At 72.6% G+C, this 20,993-nt stretch carries 20 protein-coding genes and 1 pseudogene; 6 read left to right on the top strand and 15 right to left on the bottom strand.

The features are described from left to right. Window positions 1-161: 161 nt before the first annotated feature. Window positions 162-1,517: pseudogene (locus tag M1O15_RS05885) on the top strand (FAD-dependent oxidoreductase); the annotation flags it as partial. A gap of 341 nt (window positions 1,518-1,858) precedes the next feature. Beyond that, entirely contained in the window at window positions 1,859-2,926 is a 1,068-nt protein-coding gene (locus M1O15_RS05880; RefSeq protein ID WP_248632157.1) for a PucR family transcriptional regulator, read from the top strand. A gap of 43 nt (window positions 2,927-2,969) precedes the next feature. On the opposite strand, the gene M1O15_RS05875 is transcribed toward M1O15_RS05880, so the two are convergent. The 4 genes from M1O15_RS05875 to leuA all read right to left on the bottom strand — a co-directional run bounded on the left by M1O15_RS05875 (window position 2,970) and on the right by leuA (window position 7,736). After that, window positions 2,970-3,833 (bottom strand): nitroreductase/quinone reductase family protein, encoded by an 864-nt coding sequence (locus M1O15_RS05875; protein ID WP_248632156.1) that lies wholly within the window; start codon window positions 3,831-3,833, stop codon window positions 2,970-2,972. A 173-nt stretch (window positions 3,834-4,006) separates the two neighbouring features. Further along, window positions 4,007-4,864: an alpha/beta fold hydrolase gene (locus tag M1O15_RS05870; protein WP_248632155.1), complete on the bottom strand. Its 858-nt coding sequence runs from the start codon at window positions 4,862-4,864 to the stop codon at window positions 4,007-4,009. Between the two features lie 101 nt (window positions 4,865-4,965). After that, window positions 4,966-5,661, bottom strand: coding sequence for a TerB family tellurite resistance protein (locus tag M1O15_RS05865; protein WP_372499355.1), 696 nt, complete (start codon window positions 5,659-5,661; stop codon window positions 4,966-4,968). A 317-nt stretch (window positions 5,662-5,978) separates the two neighbouring features. Next, a complete protein-coding gene (leuA, locus tag M1O15_RS05860; RefSeq protein ID WP_248632153.1) occupies window positions 5,979-7,736 on the bottom strand; it encodes a 2-isopropylmalate synthase in 1,758 nt (585 codons plus the stop codon). A gap of 313 nt (window positions 7,737-8,049) precedes the next feature. On the opposite strand from leuA, the gene M1O15_RS05855 reads away from it, so the two are divergent. Next, complete coding sequence (locus M1O15_RS05855) at window positions 8,050-9,153, top strand: M4 family metallopeptidase (protein ID WP_248632152.1); 1,104 nt, start codon at window positions 8,050-8,052, stop codon at window positions 9,151-9,153. A gap of 39 nt (window positions 9,154-9,192) precedes the next feature. On the opposite strand, the gene M1O15_RS05850 is transcribed toward M1O15_RS05855, so the two are convergent. Then, window positions 9,193-9,702, bottom strand: a complete 510-nt coding sequence (locus tag M1O15_RS05850; protein WP_248632150.1) for a DinB family protein — start codon at window positions 9,700-9,702, stop codon at window positions 9,193-9,195. 110 nt (window positions 9,703-9,812) lie between these two features. Between M1O15_RS05850 and M1O15_RS05845 the strand changes: the two genes are divergently transcribed. Then, entirely contained in the window at window positions 9,813-10,079 is a 267-nt protein-coding gene (locus tag M1O15_RS05845) for a protealysin inhibitor emfourin (RefSeq protein WP_248632264.1), read from the top strand. Between the two features lie 20 nt (window positions 10,080-10,099). Here the strand turns inward: M1O15_RS05845 and M1O15_RS05840 are convergent, their stop codons facing one another. The 8 genes from M1O15_RS05840 to M1O15_RS05805 form a co-directional block, all read right to left on the bottom strand. After that, the gene (locus M1O15_RS05840; RefSeq protein ID WP_248632148.1) at window positions 10,100-10,477 is read right to left on the bottom strand and encodes a MerR family transcriptional regulator; all 378 of its coding nucleotides are present in this window, start codon (window positions 10,475-10,477) and stop codon (window positions 10,100-10,102) included. Between the two features lie 286 nt (window positions 10,478-10,763). Continuing rightward, entirely contained in the window at window positions 10,764-11,729 is a 966-nt protein-coding gene (gene era / locus M1O15_RS05835; RefSeq protein WP_248632146.1) for a GTPase Era, read from the bottom strand. A 61-nt stretch (window positions 11,730-11,790) separates the two neighbouring features. After that, window positions 11,791-12,192, bottom strand: coding sequence for a cytidine deaminase-like protein (locus M1O15_RS05830; RefSeq protein ID WP_248632144.1), 402 nt, complete (start codon window positions 12,190-12,192; stop codon window positions 11,791-11,793). A 31-nt stretch (window positions 12,193-12,223) separates the two neighbouring features. Then, window positions 12,224-12,580: an MmcQ/YjbR family DNA-binding protein gene (locus M1O15_RS05825; RefSeq protein WP_248632263.1), complete on the bottom strand. Its 357-nt coding sequence runs from the start codon at window positions 12,578-12,580 to the stop codon at window positions 12,224-12,226. 11 nt (window positions 12,581-12,591) lie between these two features. Beyond that, the gene (locus tag M1O15_RS05820) at window positions 12,592-13,878 is read right to left on the bottom strand and encodes a hemolysin family protein (protein ID WP_248632143.1); all 1,287 of its coding nucleotides are present in this window, start codon (window positions 13,876-13,878) and stop codon (window positions 12,592-12,594) included. Further along, window positions 13,875-14,372 (bottom strand): rRNA maturation RNase YbeY, encoded by a 498-nt coding sequence (ybeY, locus tag M1O15_RS05815; protein WP_248632142.1) that lies wholly within the window; start codon window positions 14,370-14,372, stop codon window positions 13,875-13,877. Before ybeY ends, M1O15_RS05820 begins: the two co-directional genes overlap by 4 nt. A 12-nt stretch (window positions 14,373-14,384) precedes the next feature. Then, entirely contained in the window at window positions 14,385-15,410 is a 1,026-nt protein-coding gene (locus tag M1O15_RS05810) for a PhoH family protein (protein WP_248632138.1), read from the bottom strand. A gap of 138 nt (window positions 15,411-15,548) precedes the next feature. Further along, a complete protein-coding gene (locus tag M1O15_RS05805; protein WP_372499354.1) occupies window positions 15,549-16,682 on the bottom strand; it encodes a carbohydrate kinase family protein in 1,134 nt (377 codons plus the stop codon). 378 nt (window positions 16,683-17,060) lie between these two features. On the opposite strand from M1O15_RS05805, the gene M1O15_RS05800 reads away from it, so the two are divergent. Further along, window positions 17,061-18,410 (top strand): MFS transporter, encoded by a 1,350-nt coding sequence (locus tag M1O15_RS05800; RefSeq protein ID WP_248632136.1) that lies wholly within the window; start codon window positions 17,061-17,063, stop codon window positions 18,408-18,410. Window positions 18,411-18,417: 7 nt separating this feature from the next. Here M1O15_RS05800 and M1O15_RS05795 read toward each other — a convergent pair whose 3' ends face one another. Beyond that, a complete protein-coding gene (locus tag M1O15_RS05795; protein ID WP_248632134.1) occupies window positions 18,418-19,437 on the bottom strand; it encodes an adenosine deaminase in 1,020 nt (339 codons plus the stop codon). 91 nt (window positions 19,438-19,528) lie between these two features. On the opposite strand from M1O15_RS05795, the gene cpt reads away from it, so the two are divergent. After that, window positions 19,529-20,074 carry a chloramphenicol phosphotransferase CPT gene (gene cpt, locus M1O15_RS05790; protein WP_248632133.1) on the top strand — a complete coding sequence of 182 codons (546 nt, stop codon included), beginning with the start codon at window positions 19,529-19,531 and terminating at the stop codon, window positions 20,072-20,074. 1 nt (window position 20,075) lies between these two features. Here the strand turns inward: cpt and M1O15_RS05785 are convergent, their stop codons facing one another. Then, the gene (locus tag M1O15_RS05785) at window positions 20,076-20,984 is read right to left on the bottom strand and encodes a ribonuclease Z (RefSeq protein ID WP_248632131.1); all 909 of its coding nucleotides are present in this window, start codon (window positions 20,982-20,984) and stop codon (window positions 20,076-20,078) included. Between the last annotated feature and the right edge of the window lie 9 nt (window positions 20,985-20,993).

The following is a 20,993-nucleotide window of genomic DNA, read 5'->3' as shown; positions in this document are numbered from 1 at the left end:
CACAGGCAGCGGCCATAAAGCACGCTTATGGGGTCATAGACCGGGGGTGGGTGCTGAGGTGAGGGCAGCCTTACTTAGGCTGGTACGCGAGCACGCACGTCTCCTGACCCACTCGACCCACTCGACTCTCCTCGCTTACTCCTCGCTCGAAGGGAACCGCCATGCCCCGCCCCCTGCGGGTCGCGATCGTCGGAGCCGGCCCCGCCGGGATCTACGCCGCCGACGCCCTGCTGAAGTCCGACGCCGCCGCCGACCCCGGTGTGTCGATCGACCTCTTCGAGCGGATGCCCGCGCCGTTCGGCCTGATCCGGTACGGCGTCGCGCCGGACCACCCGCGGATCAAGGGCATCATCACCGCGCTGCACCAGGTGCTGGACAAGCCGCAGATCCGGTTGTTCGGCAACGTGGACTACGGCAAGGACGTCTCGCTGGACGACCTGCGCGCGTTCTACGACGCGGTGGTGTTCTCCACCGGCGCGACCGCCGACCGCGAGCTGAAGATCCCCGGTGTGGAGCTGGACGGCTCCTACGGCGCGGCGGACTTCGTCTCCTGGTACGACGGCCACCCGGACGTGCCGCGCACCTGGCCGCTGGAGGCCGAGAAGGTCGCCGTGCTGGGCGTGGGCAACGTGGCGCTGGACATCGCGCGGGTGCTGGCGAAGACGGCGGACGAGCTGCTGCCGACGGAGATCCCGCCGAACGTCTACGAGGGCCTGAAGCAGAACAAGGCGCTGGAGGTGCACGTCTTCGGGCGGCGCGGGCCCGCGCAGGCGAAGTTCTCGCCGATGGAGCTGCGCGAGCTGGACCACTCGCCGAACATCGAGGTCATCGTCAACCCCGAGGACATCGACTACGACGACGGCTCGATCGAGCAGCGCCGGTCCAACAAGCAGACCGACATGGTCGCCAAGGTCCTGGAGAACTGGGCGATCCGGGATGTCGGCGACCGGCCGCACAAGCTGTTCCTGCACTTCTTCGAGTCCCCGACGGAGATCGTCGGCGAGGACGGCAGGGTCACCGGGCTGCGCACCGAGCGCACCGAGCTGGACGGCACCGGCAACGTCAAGGGCACCGGCGCGTTCACCACCTGGGACGTGCAGGCCGTCTACCGGGCGGTCGGCTACCTCTCCGACGAGCTGGTCAAGCTGCCCTGGGACGTGGCGACGGGCACGGTGCCGGACGCCGGCGGCCGGGTGATCGAGGAGGGCGGCCAGCCGATGCCGTCCACCTATGTCACGGGCTGGATCCGCCGTGGGCCGGTCGGTCTGATCGGCCACACCAAGGGCGACGCCAACGAGACCATCGGCAACCTGCTGGCCGACTTCGCCGAGGGCAAGCTGCTCACCCCGCGCGCCCCCGAGGAGGACGCGGTGGTGGACTTCCTCGCCGCCAAGGGCGTGCACTACACCACCTGGGACGGCTGGTACCGGCTGGACGCGGCGGAGAAGGCGCTGGGTGCGCTCCAGGGCCGCGAGCGGGTGAAGATCGTCGAGCGCGAGGGCATGCTGGACGCCAGCGCCGACCCGGCCCAGCTGAAGGCCGCCGTGGCCGCCGCCGTCGCCGAGGCGGGCACGGAGACGGGCGGGGAGTGAGCCCAACAAGGCCGTTGTAGGACGGTCGTGCATGGCGGCGGGGCCGTACCGGAGACACTTCCGGTACGGCCCCGCCGTCGTCCGCGCTACCGGCGGCCGTCGGCCCGGCGGGCCGCGCTTCCGGAGTCCGGCAGCCACCCCCGTGGGCCACCGTCGGCGCACCCCGATCCTGGCAGGGGCCCACCCCCGCCCGCACTGCCGGTCACCGGCAGTCTTTACGCTGCCTTGATGCCGAGGACGGCGGGCAGGGACGGCGAGGAGGGGCCATGGCGGAGCGGCAGCAGGCCGGGGGCGGACCCCTGGTGGAGGGGTACGCGCGGATCCTCAGCGACACCTGCGCCACCGGCCGCCGGCTGAGCCGGGACGAGCTGGCGGCGCTGCGGGCCCAGGGCGAGCGGGCCGCCGAGGCCGGGGCGGGGCTGCGGGCGCTGGTACGGGACCATCTGACCGCCGCGCAGGAGGTACGGGCCCAGCTGACGGGTGCCGCCGCCGACCATCTGCTCATCGCCGTGACCCAGGCGGTGGACGCCTTCGCCGAGGGGCACGAACGGGCGCAGCGGCTGGCCATCCGCAAGGAGGAGGCGGCGCGGCGCGAGTTCGTGGACGACCTGCTGCACGGCCGCAGCGACACCGGGCGGCTGGCCGAGCGGGCGGAGCGGTTCGGGCTGCTGCTGTCCCACGCCCACGCGGTGGCGGTGGCGGAGGGCCCGGAGCCGTACGAGGACGGTTCGGCGGTCACCCGGGGCATCGAGTCGGCGCTGATCGCCCGGTTCGGGCACCGCCGCATCCTGCTCACCACCAAGAACGGCCGGCTGATCTGCGTGGCCCCGGGCGACCAGGGCGAGTTCCTGCGCCACTTCGCCAAGCACGCGTACGCCGCGACGGAGGGCGGCCGGGTGGCGATCGGCCGGGCGCACCCGGGTGTCGGCGGGGTGGTCCAGTCCTACGAGGAGGCGCTGAACGCCCTGGAGTTCGCGGCCCGGATGGGGCTGGACGGCCCGGTGCTGCACGCCGCCGACCTGCTGGTCTACCCGGTGCTGGCGCGCGACCGGGGGGCCATGGCCGACCTGGTGCGCACAGTGCTGGGGCCGCTCCAGGAGGCCCGGGGCGGGGCCAGGCCGCTGGTGGACACCCTCATGGCGTACTTCGACAGCGGCTGCGTGGCCGCCGAGGCCGCGCGCCGGCTCTCCCTGAGCGTCCGCGCCATGACGTACCGGCTGGAGCGCATCCACCGGCTGACCGGGGCCGATCCCTCGGACCCGGTCGACCGCTACACCCTCCAGACCGCCGTCATCGGCGCCCGTCTGCTGGACTGGCCGGACCAGCCCCTCTGAGGCCGCCCCGGAGGCCTCCGTCAGTCGCCCGTGGGCTTTTCCGTCAGTCGCCCGTGGCGGGGCGGCCCAGTACCGGAAGCAGCTGCTCCTCCTCGTACCGCAGATGCGCCTCCACCTCGCCGGTCAGCCGCTCCACCTCCCGCAGCACCGCCGCCGGGTCGGCGTCCGGCGCCGAGACGGTGCGCTCCAGCTCGGCCAGCAGGTCGGCGATCCGCCGGTGCTCGGTGCCGAGGCGGTCCAGTACGGGGGCGAGGTGGGGGTGCTGCCGGGCGAGGGCGGGGAACATCATGCCGTCCTCACCGGTGTGGTGCTGGTGCATGCCCCGGCAGAAGGTGAGGCAGTTGACGCGCAGCTGCGCCCCGAGCCCGCCCGTGCCCCTCTCCCGCACCTCGTCGCGGATCAGCTCCAGCTCCCGCCGGAAGCCGTCGTGGATGCCGGTGAAGGCCTCGGCGAAGGTGGCGGTGGAGAAGTGCGGCGGGCCGGGGATCTCGGTGAGCGCCACCACGGGGATCACCCGGGTGGTCTTCGCCTGGTACGCGGCCCAGCCCTCGTCGGCCTCCACCGCGCGGGCGAACGCCTCGTTGCGCTCCTCGCCCGCGAGGACGGTGGCCTCCGCCTCGTACACGAACACCCCGGCCTCCACGGTCACCCGGGGGTGGGCGCGCAGGTTGTGGAACCAGGCGGGGTGGCGGGGCGCGCCGGCCGCGGAGGCGATGACCAGGACCCGGCCGTCGCCGTCGGGGTAGTAGCCGACGGGGGTGGTGTGGGGGCGGCCGGAGCGGGCGCCGGTGGTGGTGAGCAGCAGGAGCCGGGCTCCCTCGAAGTAGCCCCCGACGCGCCCTTGGTGGGCGCGGAACTCCGCGATCACGGCGGCGTTGAAGTCGTTCGGGGCAGGGTTGTTCGGCAAGTCGTCGCTTTCTCTCGGTGAGCGCGTGGCTGTCGTACGCGGGGATGCGCTGATGCGCTGATGCTCTGAGGAGAAAGCGGTGGTGGCGGGGCCCGGCCCCGCCCCGGCGTCACGCCGAGGCCGGGTGCCCTGTCTGTGAACGGCCCCTATGGGCCGACCCGGCAGTCATGGCGTCAACCTAGCCGGGTGTGATCAGCGGACGCAACGGCGTTGTGCGGCACGCTCGTTGCCGCAGGCGGGATCAACCCGGTCAGGAACTCCCGGATGGCGGGGGCGGTGGCGCGGGCGAGGTCGGTGGCCGTGCGCAGCTCGTCGCCGATCGGGATCGCGGCCAGTTGTCCGTTGGGGAGGGTGGCGGCGGCCGCTTCGGCGAGAGCGGTGGGGTGGCGGGGGTCGGTGCCCGGGAAGACGAGAGTCGGGGTGCTGATCGTCGCGAGTTCGTCGACGCCCCGGAAGGAACGGTCATGGCCGATGGCGGCCGCGGCCACGATGCTGGCAGGGTCCGATCGCGGGATGGCGTCGCGCACCATGGTGCCGACGACGGGAGGGAATCCGGCGAGGATGGGCTCCCAACCCGCCTCGATGCCATCAGCCTCGACACGGGCGGCGAACGCGTCGAGGAAGCGGATCTCGGCCTTCTTGGCCTCGTCGTCCTCGATGTCCTCGACGCCGATGAGCACGGCCGCCCGGACCCGGTCCGGGTGTGCGGCCGCCGTCCGCAGGGTGATCGTGGAGCCCAGGCCCGCGCCGGCGAGTACGGCACTGGAGCGGCCGATGTGGTCCAGGAGCCGCATCACGTCCTCGACATACCGGTCCCACGAATAGCGCGCCGGGTCCGTGCAGACCGACCGGCCGTAGCCTCGCAGATCGGGCAGGACGACCGAGAAGCGATCGGCGAGCCGTTCGGCCAGCGGAAGCATGCTCTGGTGGTCAGGGCCGCCGGCGTGCAGAAGGACCAGGGCCTGGCCCTCTCCGGTGATGGCGGCGTGCAGGGTGCAGTCGTCGGCCGACTGGTAGCTGATCTCTTCCATGAGCCGAACGTAGTGCCGCCGCACCGGCGTTCGGTACGCCGTGGCCCGCCCACGGATATCGCGATCCCGCCACTCTGGACGGGGCCACCACCCGCCCTTTCCTAGAGCGGCGCCTGGGCGGCCTCCAGCAGGCGGGCGGTCTCGTCGGTGCAGAGCCGCAGCGCGCTGCCCACGGTGACCAGCACATCGCGCTCGTCCTCGGTGTAGGCGCCGTCGGCGAGGGCGATCCGGGCGCCGGTGAAGAGGATCGACTCCCGTCCGGCGGGCGCGAGGTGCCCGGTGAGCGGCTCCAGCGCCTCGTGCAGCTCGATGGCGAGCGCGGCGCCGCAGGGGGCCTCGGTCCCGGCGAGGAAGCGGCCGGTGTCCGCCTCCAGGGCGGCGATCAGGGAGGTGAGGCTGTCGGCGGTGCAGTCCTCGTACCCGGCGGTCCGGACGGCGTGCACCGCGGTCCGCAGCGCGGCGTCGGAGGAGGTGCCGCCCGCGGCGAGGACGGCGAGCGCGACGGTGTGCACGGCATCCCGCAGCATGGCCGAGAAGCGGGCGGTGGTCGGGTGGTCGAGCGTCTCGGTGGAGAAGTGCCCGTGGCAGGCGGCGCATTCCACCACCGGCCCGGTCTCGCCGCGCGGCAGGGTGGGAACACCGAAAAGAGTGAGCCGCCGACGGCCCGTGCGGCGCCGGTAGTTGCGGTCGCCGCCGCAGCCGGGGCAGAAGAACTCGCCGTCGCCGACGGTGTTCCACGAGGTCGAAACGGACCAGATGTGCACTCTGCGTGTATGTGATCCACGTGCGGGCAGCACGTCGCACCTCCCAGAACCGTCGGCCACTCTGCCGCGTTGGCGTGATGTTAGCCACATCGGTCAGGTGCCGTCAGCACCTCGGCGAGACATCGCCACCGACATTGGCCGAACCTCGCCCTCCGCATCCGCGCCCCGGGCCGGAAGAGGCTCGGGGCGGATCACCGCAGGGTCGCGGTCGCCGTCGGTTCGTACCCCTGCCGCAGCTGCTCCAACCGCCGGAACAGCAGCTGCGTGGCGGGGTCGGCGGCCGGTACGGAGTCCGCCTCCGTACCGGCCGCCGGCCTTCGTCGTCCGGCCGTGCGGCCGTCCGGGGGCCGTCAGCGCGCGGCGCGGTTGACGGCGGAGATGACCGCCTTCAGGGAGGCGCGGGTGGTGTTGGCGTCGATGCCGATGCCCCACAGCACCTGGCCGTCGATGGCGCACTCGATGTACGAGGCGGCCTGCGCGGAGGCGCCCTCGCTCATGGTGTGCTCCTGGTAGTCCAGCAGCCGTACGTCGATGCCGATGGACTGCAGGGCGTCGAAGAAGGCCGAGATGGGGCCGTTGCCGGTGCCGGTCAGCACGGTGTCGGCGCCGTCCACGACCGCTTCGACGGTCAGGGTGTCCGTGCCGTCCTTGTCGGTGGTGGTCTGGCCGGAGCGCAGCTGGATGCGCCCCCAGGCGTTGTTCGGGTTGGGCAGGTACTCGTCCTGGAAGACGGACCAGATGGCCGCCGGGGTGACCTCGCCGCCCTCGGCGTCGGTCTTGGCCTGGATGATCTTGGAGAACTCGATCTGCATCCGGCGCGGCAGGTCCAGCTTGTGGTCGTTCTTCAGGACGTAGGCGATGCCGCCCTTGCCGGACTGGGAGTTGACCCGGATGACCGCCTCGTAGGAGCGGCCGACGTCCTTGGGATCGATCGGCAGGTAGGGGACGGCCCACTCGATGTCGTCCACGGTCTTGCCCGCGGCGGCGGCGGTGGCCTCCATCGCGTCGAAGCCCTTCTTGATGGCGTCCTGGTGGGAGCCGGAGAAGGCGGTGTAGACCAGGTCGCCCGCGTAGGGGTGGCGCGGGTGGACCTCCATCTGGTTGCAGTACTCGCTGGTGCGGCGGATCTCGTCGATCTGGGAGAAGTCGATCTGCGGGTCCACGCCCTGGGAGAACAGGTTCATGCCCAGGGTGACCAGGTCGACGTTGCCGGTCCGCTCGCCCTGGCCGAACAGGCAGCCCTCGATGCGGTCGGCGCCCGCCATGATGGCCAGTTCGGCCGCCGCCACGGCCGTGCCGCGGTCGTTGTGCGGGTGGACGGAGAGGCAGACGTGCTCGCGCCGGGACAGGTGGCGGGACATCCACTCGAACCGGTCGGCGTGCGTGGAGGGGGTGGAACGCTCCACCGTGGCCGGCAGGTTCAGGATGATCTCGCGGCCCTGCTCGGGCTGCCAGACGTCCATCACGCCCTCGCAGACCTCCAGGGCGAAGTCCAGCTCGGTGTCGGTGAAGATCTCCGGGCTGTACTGGTAGCCGAAGACGGTCTCGTCGCCCAGCAGCTTGTCGGCGTACTCCATCACCAGCCGGGTTCCGTCCACCGCGATCTGCCTGACCTGCTCCTTCGTCCCGCGGAAGACGACCCGGCGGAAGGTGGGGGCGGTGGCGTTGTACAGGTGGACGGTGGCCCGGTGTGCCCCGCGCAGCGACTCGACCGTGCGCTCGATCAGCTCCTCGCGCGCCTGGGTCAGCACCGAGATGGTGACGTCCTCGGGGATCGCGCCCTCCTCGATGATGGAGCGCACGAAGTGGAAGTCGGTCTCACCGGAGGACGGGAAGCCGACCTCGATCTCCTTGTAGCCCATGCGCACCAGCAGGTCGAACATCTCCCGCTTGCGGGCCGGGCTCATCGGGTCGATCAGGGCCTGGTTGCCGTCCCGCAGGTCGGTGGAGAGCCACCGCGGGGCCTTGGTGATGCGCTGCTCGGGCCAGGTCCGGTCGGGGATGGCGACGGCTTCGTAGGGGCCGTACTTGTGGATGGGCATCCCGGACGGCTGCTGGAAGTGGGCCGCGTTGGTGATGGGCGTGGGGCGGCCTACGGGCTGGGACATCGCGTGGGGCTCCTCGGGTGTCGTCCGCGAAGGACTTCCGCGGACTTCCGTCGTGAAGGACGGCCGACTGGCAGCACCGAACTCCGCGGGGAGGGGGTCGGCCTACGACTACAGGCCCTCGCCGCGGCAGCTAAGAAGAAGCAGCCCGAAACGCATGATGCCCAGCAGCCTAGCCGAGGGGACGGGGAGCGGCGGTGCCGTTTCAGTATGCGGGATCGACGGGGTGGTACGTCAATTAGTCCTATATCACGCTTTGTGGCGCACACTCGTCACCACTGGTGACAGCACTTCCCCGCAGTGTCACGCTGTGTGCATGAACCAATCCCCCTTCGGGACGTCGTCCGTCGACAGCCGTGTCCCCACCCTGTGCACCATCGTCCCCCCGCATGTCCTCGACCGGCTGGCGAGCGCCGAGGACGCGGACATCGCCCAGGCCGCCCGCCGGACCCTCGCCCGGGACGCCGCGCTGCGGGCCGCCCGGCGGGCCGGCGTGACCCCCGCGCTGCCGCCGGCGCCCCGCTCTGCCGGCACCGCCGCCGCGGAACCCCGGCGCACCGTCTACGACGCGGAGCACCGCACCGCGCTGCCCGGCACCCGGGTGCGCGGCGAGGGCGAGCCGCCCCTGCGGGACGCCACGGTCAACCGCGCCTACGCCGGGCTCGGCGCCACCCACGACCTGCTCTGCGCGGTCTACGGCCGGGACTCCATCGACGGCGCCGGACTCCCGCTGAACGCCACGGTCCACTACGACCGCGACTACGACAACGCCTTCTGGAACGGCGGCCAGATGGTCTTCGGCGACGGGGACGGGCGGATCTTCCTCGACTTCACCCTCGCGCTCGACGTCATCGCCCACGAGCTGGCGCACGGCCTCACCCAGTACACCGCCGACCTCGCCTACCAGGGCCAGTCCGGCGCGCTCAACGAGTCGGTGTCCGACGTCTTCGGCTCCCTGGTCAAGCAGCGCGCCCTGGGCCAGAGCGCCGAGCAGGCCGACTGGCTGGTGGGCGCGGGCATCCTGGCGCCGGACGTCTCCGGGGAGGGGCTGCGCTCCCTGAAGGCGCCCGGCACCGCCTACGACGACCCGGCCCTGGGCAAGGACCCACAGCCCGCGAGGATGGCCGACTATGTGCGCACCAGCAGCGACAACGGCGGCGTCCACATCAACTCCGGCATCCCCAACCACGCCTTCTACCTCTTCGCCACCGCCCTCGGCGGCCCGGCCTGGGAGCGGGCCGGACAGGTCTGGTACGACACCCTGACCGGCGGCGAGCTGGCGGTGGACGCCGAGTTCGCCGACTTCTCCCGGCTGACCGTCAAGACCGCCCGGGCCCGCTTCGGCCCCGGCGGCGCGGAGGACGAGGCCCTGGTGAAGGCCTGGTCCACGGTGGGCCTACCGGCCGAGGAGGACGACTGACGCGCCGCGCTCCCGGGCCGGACGGGCTGACGGCGGCCCCTAGGGCATGGTGGCGGGCGCGCCAGGCGGTCTGATCTGCTCGCGCAGGATGTCGCCGTGGCCGGCGTGCCGTGCGAAGTCCTCGATGAGGAGGAGGTAGATGAAGCGCAGGGTGACGTCACCGAGGTCGGGGTGGATGGTGAGGTGGTCGAGGTCGAAACCGGCGGCGATCCGACGGGAGCGCTCGCTGACGCGCTCGAACTCGGCGATCACCTCGGCCACGGTGTCGCCGTCGGCGACGACGAAGCTGGCGTCACCCGCGATCGTCCCGCCCTCGATGGCGTCCTTGGGCACTCCGGCCAGCACATGCTGGAACCAGATCCGTTCGGCCACCGCGGCGTGCTTGAGCAGCCCGATGGGAGTTGTCGGCGACGCGACGAGGCGCCGGCGGGACTCCGCCTCGGACAGTCCGCGCACCGTGTTGATCAGCTCGCTCCGGTTGCGGTCAAGGGCCACCTCCAGAAGGCGTCGTTCCGCACCGACGGTGATCTGCGGAATGGACCAGGTCATCGTGATCTTCCTTCCTTCGACTCTCGTCCGACTCTCGTCATGACGGCGCTCCCCGGCGTACTGGACCGGTCCACCGGGGCCGCCGGAGGATACCGACCATGGCGCCCATCATGCGGATCTCAGTGACACGCACCGGCGGCTTCGCCGGCATCGAACGACAGGCGGAGGTGGACACCACGGCCCGCCCGGACGCGGACGAGTGGCACGCCCTGGCAAAGGCGGTCCTCGCGGAAGGCACCCGGATGCCTCCCTCCGTCGTCCCGGACGGCTTCAGCTACACGATCGCGGTGGACGGACACACCGTGCACTGCGCCGACCCGGCACTCACCGACGCCCAACGCGAGCTGATCACCCGCGTACTGAACGAGGGCGCCTGACGGGCGACGGCCGGCCGGGCCTACGGGTGCGTGTCCGTGACCGCGATGACCTCGTCGAGGCGGTCCAGGGCGGCCTGCAGGTCGTCGACCTTGGCCTGGATGCGGTCGCGCTCGGCACGCAGCATGGATCGTTGCTCGGCGTCGGTGTGCCCGGTGTCCCAGCATGGGAGGAGTTCCGCGATCCTTCGGCTGGTCAGACCGGCGGCGAACATCTGCTGGAAGAAGCGCACCAGGGTGACGGTGTCCTGCCGGTAGAGGCGCTGGCCGGACGGGCTGCGCTCCGCTGTGAGCAGCCCCTGCTGCTCGTAGTAGCGCACGGCGCGTACCGAGACACCGGCGCTCCGGGCCACCTCGCCGATCCGGACCAGCCGCTCGGCCGCAGCCTCCGTGACGGTCATGGTGATTCCTCTCGCCGAGGTCCTGACGGTCGGCACTTGCCTCTGACGTCGGTGTCAGCTTTCAGCGTACCGGGCATGGACACCAACAACTCCATCGCCCTTGTCACCGGTGCCAACCGCGGCCTGGGCCGCGCCTTCGCAGCTGATGGTGGCCTGAGGCGGACATCACGTCCGGGAATGGCGAGGTCGCCCGCGGTGTCGCCCCATCTCCGGCAGACCACGGAGCGCTTCGAGTGGCCGTGGAGACGGGGAGCCGACCGTCAGGTCCGGAAGGGGGAGGGAGGGGCTAGAAGCCGAGCTTGCGGAGCTGCTTGGGGTCGCGCTGCCAGTCCTTGGCGACCTTGACGTGCAGGTCCAGGAAGACCGGGGTGCCGAGCAGGGCCTCGATGTGCTTCCGGGACTTGGTGCCGACCTCCTTGAGGCGGGAGCCCTTGGGGCCGATGATGATGCCCTTCTGGCTGGGGCGCTCGATGTAGACGTTGGCGTGGATGTCGAGCAGCGGCTTGTCGGCGGGGCGGTCCTCGCGGGGGATCATCTCCTCGACGACCACCGCGATGGAGTGCGGCAGCTCGTCCCGTACGCCTTCCAGCGCGGCCTCGCGGATCAGCTCGGCGACCATGACCTGCTCGGGCTCGTCGGTGAGGTCGCCCTCCGGGTACAGCGGCGGGGACTCGGGCAGCAGCGGGATCAGCAGGTCGGCGACGAGCTGGACCTGCTTGCCGCCGGTCGCCGAGACGGGCACGATCTCGGCCCACTCGATGCCGAGCTCCTGGCCCAGCCGGTCGACGGCGATGAGCTGCTCGGCCAGCCGCTTGGAGTCGACCAGGTCGGTCTTGGTGACGATGGCGACCTTGGGCGTCTTCTTGATCCCGGCCAGCTCCTTGGCGATGTACGTGTCGCCGGGGCCCACCTTCTGGTCGGCGGGCAGGCAGAAGCCGATCACGTCGACCTCGGCCCAGGTGGTGCGCACCACGTCGTTGAGCCGCTCGCCGAGCAGGGTGCGGGGCTTGTGCAGCCCGGGGGTGTCCACCAGGACCAGCTGGGCGTCCGGGCGGTGCACGATGCCGCGCACGGTGTGCCGGGTGGTCTGCGGGCGGTTGGAGGTGATGGCCACCTTCTGCCCGACCAGAGCGTTCGTGAGGGTGGACTTGCCGGCGTTGGGGCGGCCGACGAAGCAGGCGAAGCCGGCCCGGTGGGCGGCCCCGGAGTCGGAGGTCTCGGAAGCAGGGGTGCGAACGCTCATGGGGGTCATTGTCCCCGATCCCCGGCCCCGTCTCGTACCCCTGTCCGGTCCGCCCCGCCGGGCGGGGTGGTCAGCCGGCGGTGACGCGGGTGCGCAGGGTGCCGTCGGGGCCGGCGAGCAGTACGGGGGTGGCGGCGCCGCCGAGGTCGCGGACGGCGGCCCGGTCCTCCTCGGTGGCGGTCTCGGCGCCGGACACCACGGCGGCGGCCTCCAGCGAGGTGGCTCCGCTGGCGACGGCCATGGCGACGGCGGTCCGCAGCGCGCTGAGCCGCAGGGAGGGCAGGTCCACGGTGCCGGCGACATAGGTGCGGCCGGTCTCGTCGCGGACGGCCGCGCCCTCGGCGACGCCGTTGCGGGCGCGGGCGCTGCGCGCCAGGGTGATGATCTTGCGGTCCTCGGCGGACAGGGCCTCGGCGGAGAGGTCGCCGGAAGCTGCCTGACCGGCGGGGGGCTGCTCGTTGCTCTGCGTCATGCCCCGAGCATAGGCCCGGTACGACCGGTGGTTACGGGCGGTCCAGGCGGAGGCGTACGGCGCGGGGGAGGCCGGCGACGACCAGGTCGTAGGAGTCCTCGATCAGCTCGCGCACCGTCTTCTCGGGCAGCGCGGCGACGGTGACCGTGTTCCAGTGGCGCTTGTTCATGTGGTAGCCCGGGGCGACCGCCTCGGGGTGCTCGGTGCGCAGCCGCACCGCGTTCTCCGGCTCGCACTTGAGGTTGACGGTGAGCGGGCGGGCGTCCAGGGCGGAGAGGGCGAACAGCTTGCCGGCGACCTTGAAGACCGAGGTCTCCGGGCTGAACGGGAACTCCTCGGCCGCGTCGTTGAAGGAGAGGCAGAAGGCGCGGAGCCGGGCGGCGGTCATGGGCCGGGAGGTCATGCGGCGGGCTCCTTCCCGACCGGTTCGGCGAGCACGGTGACGATCTTGTTGCGGCGGCCGGCCGGGGACTCGGCGGTCAGCCGCAGCCCGCGCCCGTCGGGCAGCTCGACCTCGGCGGCGGCACCGGCGATGGGGACGCGGCCCAGGGCCTTGGCAAGCAGTCCGCCGACCGTCTCCACGTCCTCGTCGTCGTAGGCGTCCAGGCCGAACAGCTCGCCGAGGTCGCCGATGTCGAGGCGGGCGGTGACCCGGAAGGAGCCGTCGCCCAGCTCCTCGACGGGCGGCAGCTCGCGGTCGTACTCGTCGGTGATCTCGCCGACGATCTCCTCCAGGATGTCCTCGATGGTGACGATCCCGGCGGTGCTGCCGTACTCGTCGATGACCACGGCGCAGTGGTTGCGCTCGCGCTGCATCTCGCGCAGCAGGTCGCCGGCGTTCTTGGTGTCGGGGACGAAGCTGGCGGCGCGCATCGCGGTGGCGACCTGGTCGGACTCGGCCTCGCGGTTGACGTGCGTCTTCCTGACCAGGTCCTTGAGGTAGACGATGCCGACGATGTCGTCCTCGCTGTCCCCGGTGACCGGGATCCGGGAGAAGCCGGAGCGCAGGGCGAGGGTGAGGGCCTGGCGGACGGTCTTGTACCGCTCGATGGAGACCAGGTCGGTGCGCGGCACCATGACCTCGCGGACCAGGGTGTCGCCCAGTTCGAAGACGGAGTGCACCATGCGGCGCTCCTCGGCCTCGATCAGCGACTCCTGCTCGGCGTAGTCGACCATGGCGCGCAGTTCGGCCTCGGAGGCGAAGGGGCCCTTGCGGAAGCCCTTGCCGGGGGTGAGGGCGTTGCCGATGAGGATGAGCAGCTGGGGGACGGGGCCGAGGACCCGGGCCAGCGGCAGCAGGACGTACGCGGAGGCGGTCGCGGTGTTCAGCGGGTGCTGGCGGCCGATGGTGCGGGGCGAGACGCCGACGGCGACGTAGGAGACGAGGACCATCACGCCCATGGCGACCAGCAGTGCCGCCCAGGTCTCGCGGAACTCGGCGAGGCAGGCGTAGGTGACCAGCACTCCGGCGGCCATCTCGCAGGCGACCCGGATGAGCAGGGCGAGGTTGAGGTAGCGGGTGGGGTCGGAGGCGACCTGGGCGAGCTTCTCGGCGCCGCGGCGGCCCTGGCGTACGGCCTCGGCGGCGCGGAAGCTGGAGACCCGGGCGAGCCCGGCCTCGGCGCAGGCGGCCAGCCAGGCGACCACGAGCAGCGCGATCGCGCCGCCGACCAGGGGGGCGGTCATGAGACGGTCGGCGCCGGGGAGGGGCCGGTGTGGCCCTTCTCCGCGCGCCAGCCATCGACGATCGCCGCCTGGAGGCCGAACATCTCGGCCTTCTCGTCGGGCTCCTCGTGGTCGTAGCCCAGCAGGTGGAGCACGCCGTGGACGGTGAGGAGCTGGAGCTCCTCGTCCATGGAGTGGCCGGTGGGGGCCTGCTCGCCCTGCTGGGCCGCGACCTCGGGGCAGAGCACGATGTCGCCGAGGAGTCCCTGCGGGGGCTCCTCCTCGTCCTTGGCCGGCGGACGCAGCTCGTCCATCGGGAAGGACATGACGTCCGTGGGTCCGGGGAGGTCCATCCACTGGATGTGGAGCTGCTCCATCGCCTCGGCGTCCACCACGATCACCGACAGCTCGGAGAGGGGGTGGATGCGCATCCTGGTGAGCGCGTACCGGGCGATGTCGAGGATCGCCTGTTCGTCGACCTCGGTGCCGGACTCGTTGTTGACGTCGATGGACATGTGCTGTTCGGTCTACTTCCCGCTCTGGCCGTTCTGGGTGTCGTACTTCTCGTACGCGTCGACGATACGGCCCACGAGCTTGTGCCGGACCACGTCCTGGGAGGTGAGCCGGGAGAAGTGGACGTCTGGTACCCCGTCCAGGATGTCCTGCACCTGCTTCAGCCCGCTCCTGGTGCCGCCGGGCAGGTCGATCTGGGTCACGTCACCGGTGATGACGATCTTGGAGTCGAAGCCCAGGCGGGTGAGGAACATCTTCATCTGCTCGGGGTTCGTGTTCTGCGCCTCGTCCAGGATGATGAAGGCGTCATTCAGAGTTCTGCCCCGCATGTACGCCAGGGGCGCGACCTCGATGGTGCCCGCCGCCATCAGGCGGGGGATGGAGTCGGGGTCGAGCATGTCGTGCAGCGCGTCGTACAGCGGCCGCAGATAGGGGTCGATCTTCTCGTAGAGCGTGCCGGGCAGGAAGCCGAGCCGCTCCCCCGCCTCGACGGCCGGCCGGGTCAGGATGATCCGGGTGACCTGCTTGGACTGCAGGGCCTGGACCGCCTTGGCCATGGCCAGATACGTCTTGCCGGTGCCGGCGGGGCCGATGCCGAAGACCACGGTGTGCTTGTCGATGGCGTCGACATAGCGCTTCTGGTTGAGCGTCTTGGGGCGGATGGTGCGGCCGCGGCTGGAGAGGATGTTCTGGGTGAGCACCTCGGCCGGGGTCTCCTGGCCGGGCTCCGCGGAGCCGTCGTCGCTCGCCCGGAGCATGGCGATCGAGCGTTCCACGGCGTCCTCCGTCATCGGCTGCCCGGTGCGGAGCACGAGCATCATCTCGTCGAACAGGCGCTGGATCAGGGCGACCTCGCCCGGCGGACCCATCGCGCTGACCTCGTTGCCCCGGACATGGATGTCGGCGGCCGGGAACGCCTGCTCGATCACGCGCAGCAGCGAGTCTCCGGAGCCGAGGACCGTCACCATGGGGTGCTTGGCCGGGACGGCGAACCGGGCCTGTGCCTGCGCCTGCGTCTGGGCTGTGTCTGACTGAGTCATGGGCCGGCCTTGTGGCCTGCGCATACCTCCTGTTGCAGGGTTCTCGCCGATCGACAACCTCTGGTTCTCCAGCGTACGACGTGCCACCGACAACACCGAAGGGATTTGCGAACGGGAGGCCGCCGGCTGCCGCCGGTCTCAGGCGGAGCGGCCGAAGCCGATGGTGGGGACGGCGCGGCGCAGCGGCCAGGGGCGCAGCGGGACGGGCAGCAGGGGCACCAGGAAGGCGTAGCGGCGCAGTGCCGCCGGGTCCTGGCCCTCGGCACCCTGCACCAGGTTCCACCAGGCGGCGATCTCGACCCAGCCGGGCGCGGACAGCGAACCGCCGAACTCCTGTACGGACAGGGCGGCGGTCAGTCCGGCGAAGGCGAGCCGGTCGGCGAGCGGCCAGCCGGCCAGGGTGCCGGTGAGGAATCCGGCGACGAACACGTCCCCCGCGCCGGTGGGGTCGAGGGCGGCCACCTCGATGGCGGGCACCGAGGCGGACTCGCCGGTGCGGCCGTCCACGGCGTAGGCGCCCTCCGCGCCGAGGGTGACGACGGCCAGCGGCACCTTCTCGGCCAGGGCGTGGGCGGCGGCGCGCGGGCAGGAGCTGCGGGTGTAGCGCATCGCCTCCTCGGCGTTGGGGAGGAAGGCCTCGCAGTGCTCCAGGTCGCCGAGGGCGGCCAGGTCCCAGCGGCCGGTGTCGTCCCAGCCGACGTCGGCGAAGATCCGGGTGCCCTGCCGGGCCGCCTGAGCGACCCACTCCTCGGAGCGGCCGGGTGTCAGGGAGGCGACGGCGGCCCGGGCACGCGGCGGGCAGGCGGGCCGGGGCCCGTCCGGGAGGGGGGCGGCGTGGCCGTGGGAGACCATAGTCCGCTCGCCCTCGTACGCCATGGAGACGGTCACCGGTGAGTGCCAGCCGGGCACGGTGCGGGAGCGGCTGAGGTCGATGCCCTCGCCCTGTTCCAGGGCGTCCCAGCAGTATTCGCCGTAGTGGTCGTCGCCGAACGCGGCGGCGAGGGAGGTGTGCAGCCCGAGCCGGGCCAGCGCGGTGGCCATGTTGGCGACCCCGCCGGGGCTGGAGCCCATGCCGCGCGCCCAGGTCTCGGTGCCGCGCACGGGGGCGCTGTCGAGACCGGTGAAGACGATGTCGAGGAAGACCGTGCCGGTGAGGAAGACGTCATAGTCGGGGTCGGCGGGCCCGCGCACGGGCCCCAAGGGGTCGACCCCGGCGGTGTGTTGCTGGTGCGGCGGCTGGTGCGGGTGGTGCTCTCCCCTGGGCGTGGTCACTGCGCTCTCTCCCCGGACGGCGGGTGCGGAATGCGGATCAGGCCAGTCTGCCCGACGGCGGTGGCCGAAAGGGGGATCGCGGGAGGGTGGGGGCGGGGACCTCGCGGGGCGAGGGGCGCCTGAGGGGAGCGTGGAGGGGGCGCGTAATACCCACCTAGTGCGCTGGGAAACCTATAGTGACGTGGATCACATAGAGTCGGCTTCTCCGCTTCGTCGGCGCCTTGATACAAATTGGCCCGCGTCCCCCGCGAACCACACGTCGCACGCCGCGCCTTGGCAGGTCGTGCGCCTGTCGCCGTATGCCGTATGCCGCACGCCTCAGTGCCGCCGGGCGCCTCTCCCCTCCCCGTCATTCCCTGCCATTCCCCGGGAACGCCCATGTCCTCGCGCCCGCGCGCCCTGTGGCCGCTCGTCGCCGTGTTCACGGCCGGGTACCTCGCCTCGTACCTGCTGCCCACCATCGTCGGGCGGCTCTCCGCCGGGCTGGGCCTGAGTCCGGCGCAGGCCGGGCTGGCGGGTTCGCTGCTGCTGCTCTCCTCGGCCGCCGCCGGGTTCACGCTGGCCTCCCGGGTCGAGCGGTTCGGGCCGCGCCGGCCGGCCCGCGCCGGGCTGCTGCTCGCGGTGGCCGGATACGGCGCGGCCGCGCTCGCCGGGTCGGTGCCGCTGGTGGTGGCGGGCGCCATGGCCGGCGGCTTTGGCTCGGGTACGGCCACGGCGGTGGCGGCGGCCGGGATCGCGGGCCGCCCCGACCCGCACCGGGCCTCCACCGTGGGCCTGTTGTCGGTGTCGGCCACCGCCGGGGTGCTGTATCTGACGCTGCCGCACCTGACCGTGCCGGGCTGGCTGGGCGGCGGCCACGCGCTGCCGTTCGCCGCGATCGCGCTGGTCGCGGCGGCGGTCTGGCCGGCCACGGGCAAACTGGCGGGCGGGCACGGTGGCGACGGCGGGGACGGCGGGGCCCGGAGTGCGGCGGGGCCGCTGCCCCGGCGGCGGGCGGGGCTGGTGCTGGCGGGCGGGATGGCCTGCTGGGCGCTGGCGCAGAACGCGCTGTGGGGGGTCAGCGGCCGGATCGGGCTGAACCAGGCGGGGCTGACCGAGGTGGCGGTGGGCGCGGTGTTCGCGGCCGCGCTGGGCGCCGGGCTGGTGGGGGTGCTGGGCGCGGGGGCGCTCGGCGGGCGGATCGGCCGGGCGGTGCCGATCGGTGCCGGGACGGTGCTGATCGCCGTCTGCATCGCGGTCACCTCGGCCTCCGACGGCCTGGTCTCCTTCGCGGGTGGCGAGATCCTGTGGAACGCCTGCTACCCGGTGGTGCTGTCGTATCTGATCGGCCTGGCCGCCTCGCTGGACCCGCGCGGCCGGTGGGCGGTGTTCGCCGGGTCGGCGTCCTCGCTGGGCGTGGCCTGCGGCCCGGTGGCGGGCAGCCTGCTGTCGGAGCGGGCCGGGTACGCGGGGATGGGCCTGGTGCTCGCCGTCCTGCTGGTGCTGCTGGCGGCGCCGCTCACCGCGGTCGCCCTGCACACCGCGGGCCGCCCGCTGGTGCCGGGCGCGATCCGGCGCCACGGTGGCGCCCCGGCCGCCCTGATGGCCGGTACCACCGGCGCGGCCGCGGGCCTGGCCGCCCCGCAGATCGGCGCCCCCGAGCAGCCGGTCGCCGAGTTCCCGGTCCGCTCGGTGCCCGCCCGCCTGGTCCGCCGCCGCGCCTACCGCCCCGTGGGCCCGGACAGCTGACGGCCGGTCACGCGGCCGGATCCGGGTGGGCGTCGACCTCGGCGAGGTAGCGGGCCCGGCGCTCCTCGTCGTGGTCGAGGAAGGCGGCCAGGAAGGAGTTGCGGGCCAGCTCGCGCAGCTGCCCGGCGTCCAGGCCGAGCGCCCCGGCGACCGCGTGGTAGTTGTCGCCCACGTAGCCGCCGAAGTAGGCGGGGTCGTCGGAGTTGACGGTGACCAGCAGGCCGGCGTCCATCATCCGGCGCAGCGGGTGGTCGGCGAGGGTGCCGACGGTGCGCAGCCGTACGTTGGACAGCGGGCAGAGGGTGAGCGGCACCCGCTCCCGTACCAGCCGCTCCACCAGTTCCGGGTCCTCCAGGGCGCGCAGCCCGTGGTCGATCCGCTCCACGCCGAGCACGTCCAGCGCCTCGCGCACATACTCCGGCGGCCCCTCCTCCCCCGCGTGGGCGACCCGGCGAAGGCCCAGCTCGGCGGCGGCCGCGTACACCTCGGCGAACTTCGCCGGCGGGTGGCCGACCTCGGCGGAGTCCAGTCCGATGCCGGTGATCCGGTCCAGGTGGGGCTTCGCCTCCTCCAGGGTGGCCAGGGCGGACTCGGCGGGCAGGTCGCGCAGGAAGCACATGATCAGCCGGGTGGAGATGCCGTGCCGCTCCTCGGCGCGGTCCAGCGCCCGGCCCAGGCCCTCGACGACCGCGCCGAACGGCACCCCGCGGGCGGTGTGGGCCTGCGGGTCGAAGAAGATCTCGGCGTGCCGCACGCCCTGGCGCGCGGCCCGCTCCAGATAGGCCTCGGCGAGGTCGGTGAAGTCCTCGGCGGTGCGCAGGACGGCCATCAGGTCGTAGTACAGGTCCAGGAAGGACTGGAGGTCGGCGAAGTCGTAGGCCCGGCGCAGCTCGCCGGTGTCCGCGTAGGGCAGCGGCACCCCGTTGCGGGCGGCGAGGGAGAAGGCGAGCTCCGGTTCGAGGGTGCCCTCGATGTGCAGATGGAGCTCGGCCTTGGGGAGCGGGGCGGACGGTGCGGGGAGTGCCATGTGGTGCGGTCTTTCCTGGTGGGGGGCGGTGCCGGTGGGTCCATCGTCCATCAGCCCGGGGGCCGTCTCGCGGTGGGGTTACGGTGGCGCGGTGACGACTCAGGTGATCGTGCTCAACGGGGGTTCCAGCGCGGGCAAGACGGGGATCGCCCGGTGTCTCCAGGCGGTGCTGCCCGGTCCCTGGCTGGCCTTCTCGATCGACGGTCTGGTGGACGCGCTGCCCGCCGCGCTGCGGGAGGGCGGCGAGGGCATCGGCTTCGCCGGGGACGGCGGGGTGGAGGTGGGCGCGGGCTTCCGGGAGCTGGAGGCCGCCTGGATGGCGGGGGTGGCCGCGACCGCCCGGGCCGGTGCCCGGCTGGTGGTGGACGATGTCTTCCTCGGCGGCGCGGAGTCGCAGGCGCGGTGGCGTACGGCCCTGGACGGGCTGGAGGTGCTGTGGGTCGGGGTCCGGTGCGACGGGGCGGTCGCGGCGGGCCGGGAGATCGCCCGCGGGGACCGGACCGGCGGGATGGCCGCCGGGCAGGCGGAGGCGGCGCACCGGGGCGTGGTCTACGACCTGGAGGTGGACACCACCCGTACCGAGTCCCTGGTGTGCGCGGGCACCATCGCCGCCCGGGTCACCGGCCCCGGGGAGTGACCTACCGGTCGCGCTTGGGCAGCGGTACGCGGATGAGGTCGTGGGCCACGGTCAGCTCGCCGTCGAACCCGGCGGCCCGGGCCTGCCGTTCGAAGACCTCCGGGTCGGGGTACCGCTGCGAGAAGTGGGTGAGCACCAGATGGCGCACCCCCGCCTCGCGGGCGACCGCCCCGGCCTGGCCCGCCGTCAGATGGCCGTGGTCGGCGGCGAGCGCGGCGTCCTCGTCGGTGAAGGTGGACTCGATGACCAGCAGGTCGCAGCCCTCGGCGAGGGCGTGCACGCCGTCGCAGAGCCGGGTGTCCATGACGAACGCGAACCGCTGCCCGCGCCGCACCTCGCTGACCTGGTCCAGGCTGACCCCGCCGAGGGCGCCCTCGCGCTGGATGCGGCCCACGTCGGGGCCCGCGATGCCGTGCGCGGCCAGCCGCTCGGGCAGCATCCGGCGGCCGTCCGGCTCGGTGAGCCGGTAGCCGAAGGACTCCACCGGGTGCGACAGCTTCCGGGCCTCCAGGGTGTACGAGGAGGTGGTGGCCAGCACCCCGTCCTCGGCCACGGGTGCCTCGGCCAGCCTGACCGTCTCCCGGTAGGCGGTGGCGTACCGGAGCCGTTCGAAGAAGCGCTGCCCGCCGGCCGGGTAGTGGGCGGTGACCGGGTGCGGGACCTGGTCGAGGTTGATCCGCTGGATCACCCCGGCCAGGCCCAGGCTGTGGTCCCCGTGGAAGTGGGTGACGCAGATGCGGTCGATGTCATGGGCGGCGACCCCGGCGCGCAACATCTGCCGCTGGGTGCCCTCGCCGGGGTCGAACAGGATGCCCTGGCCGTCCCAGCGCAGCAGATAGCCGTTGTGGTTGCGGTGCCGGGTGGGCACCTGGCTGGCGGTGCCCAGCACGACCAGTTCGCGGACGGACATGGCTTTCTT

The organism is Streptomyces lichenis (assembly GCF_023218175.1).
Taxonomy (GTDB): domain Bacteria; phylum Actinomycetota; class Actinomycetes; order Streptomycetales; family Streptomycetaceae; genus Streptomyces; species Streptomyces lichenis.
This window is presented reverse-complemented; position numbering and strand designations above follow the sequence as displayed.

Bases quoted from the DNA above. Each gene is read 5' to 3' on its own strand.
- M1O15_RS05880 (WP_248632157.1), top strand. From the start codon at position 1,859: ATGGCGGAGCGGCAGCAGGCCGGGGGCGGACCCCTGGTGGAGGGGTAC.
- M1O15_RS05870 (WP_248632155.1), bottom strand. From the start codon at position 4,864: ATGGAAGAGATCAGCTACCAGTCGGCCGACGACTGCACCCTGCACGCC.
- leuA (WP_248632153.1), bottom strand. From the start codon at position 7,736: ATGTCCCAGCCCGTAGGCCGCCCCACGCCCATCACCAACGCGGCCCAC.
- M1O15_RS05855 (WP_248632152.1), top strand. From the start codon at position 8,050: ATGAACCAATCCCCCTTCGGGACGTCGTCCGTCGACAGCCGTGTCCCC.
- M1O15_RS05850 (WP_248632150.1), bottom strand. From the start codon at position 9,702: ATGACCTGGTCCATTCCGCAGATCACCGTCGGTGCGGAACGACGCCTT.
- M1O15_RS05845 (WP_248632264.1), top strand. From the start codon at position 9,813: ATGCGGATCTCAGTGACACGCACCGGCGGCTTCGCCGGCATCGAACGA.
- M1O15_RS05840 (WP_248632148.1), bottom strand. From the start codon at position 10,477: ATGACCGTCACGGAGGCTGCGGCCGAGCGGCTGGTCCGGATCGGCGAG.
- era (WP_248632146.1), bottom strand. From the start codon at position 11,729: ATGACCCCCATGAGCGTTCGCACCCCTGCTTCCGAGACCTCCGACTCC.
- M1O15_RS05830 (WP_248632144.1), bottom strand. From the start codon at position 12,192: ATGACGCAGAGCAACGAGCAGCCCCCCGCCGGTCAGGCAGCTTCCGGC.
- M1O15_RS05825 (WP_248632263.1), bottom strand. From the start codon at position 12,580: ATGACCGCCGCCCGGCTCCGCGCCTTCTGCCTCTCCTTCAACGACGCG.
- M1O15_RS05820 (WP_248632143.1), bottom strand. From the start codon at position 13,878: ATGACCGCCCCCCTGGTCGGCGGCGCGATCGCGCTGCTCGTGGTCGCC.
- ybeY (WP_248632142.1), bottom strand. From the start codon at position 14,372: ATGTCCATCGACGTCAACAACGAGTCCGGCACCGAGGTCGACGAACAG.
- M1O15_RS05810 (WP_248632138.1), bottom strand. From the start codon at position 15,410: ATGACTCAGTCAGACACAGCCCAGACGCAGGCGCAGGCACAGGCCCGG.
- M1O15_RS05800 (WP_248632136.1), top strand. From the start codon at position 17,061: ATGTCCTCGCGCCCGCGCGCCCTGTGGCCGCTCGTCGCCGTGTTCACG.
- M1O15_RS05795 (WP_248632134.1), bottom strand. From the start codon at position 19,437: ATGGCACTCCCCGCACCGTCCGCCCCGCTCCCCAAGGCCGAGCTCCAT.
- M1O15_RS05785 (WP_248632131.1), bottom strand. From the start codon at position 20,984: ATGTCCGTCCGCGAACTGGTCGTGCTGGGCACCGCCAGCCAGGTGCCC.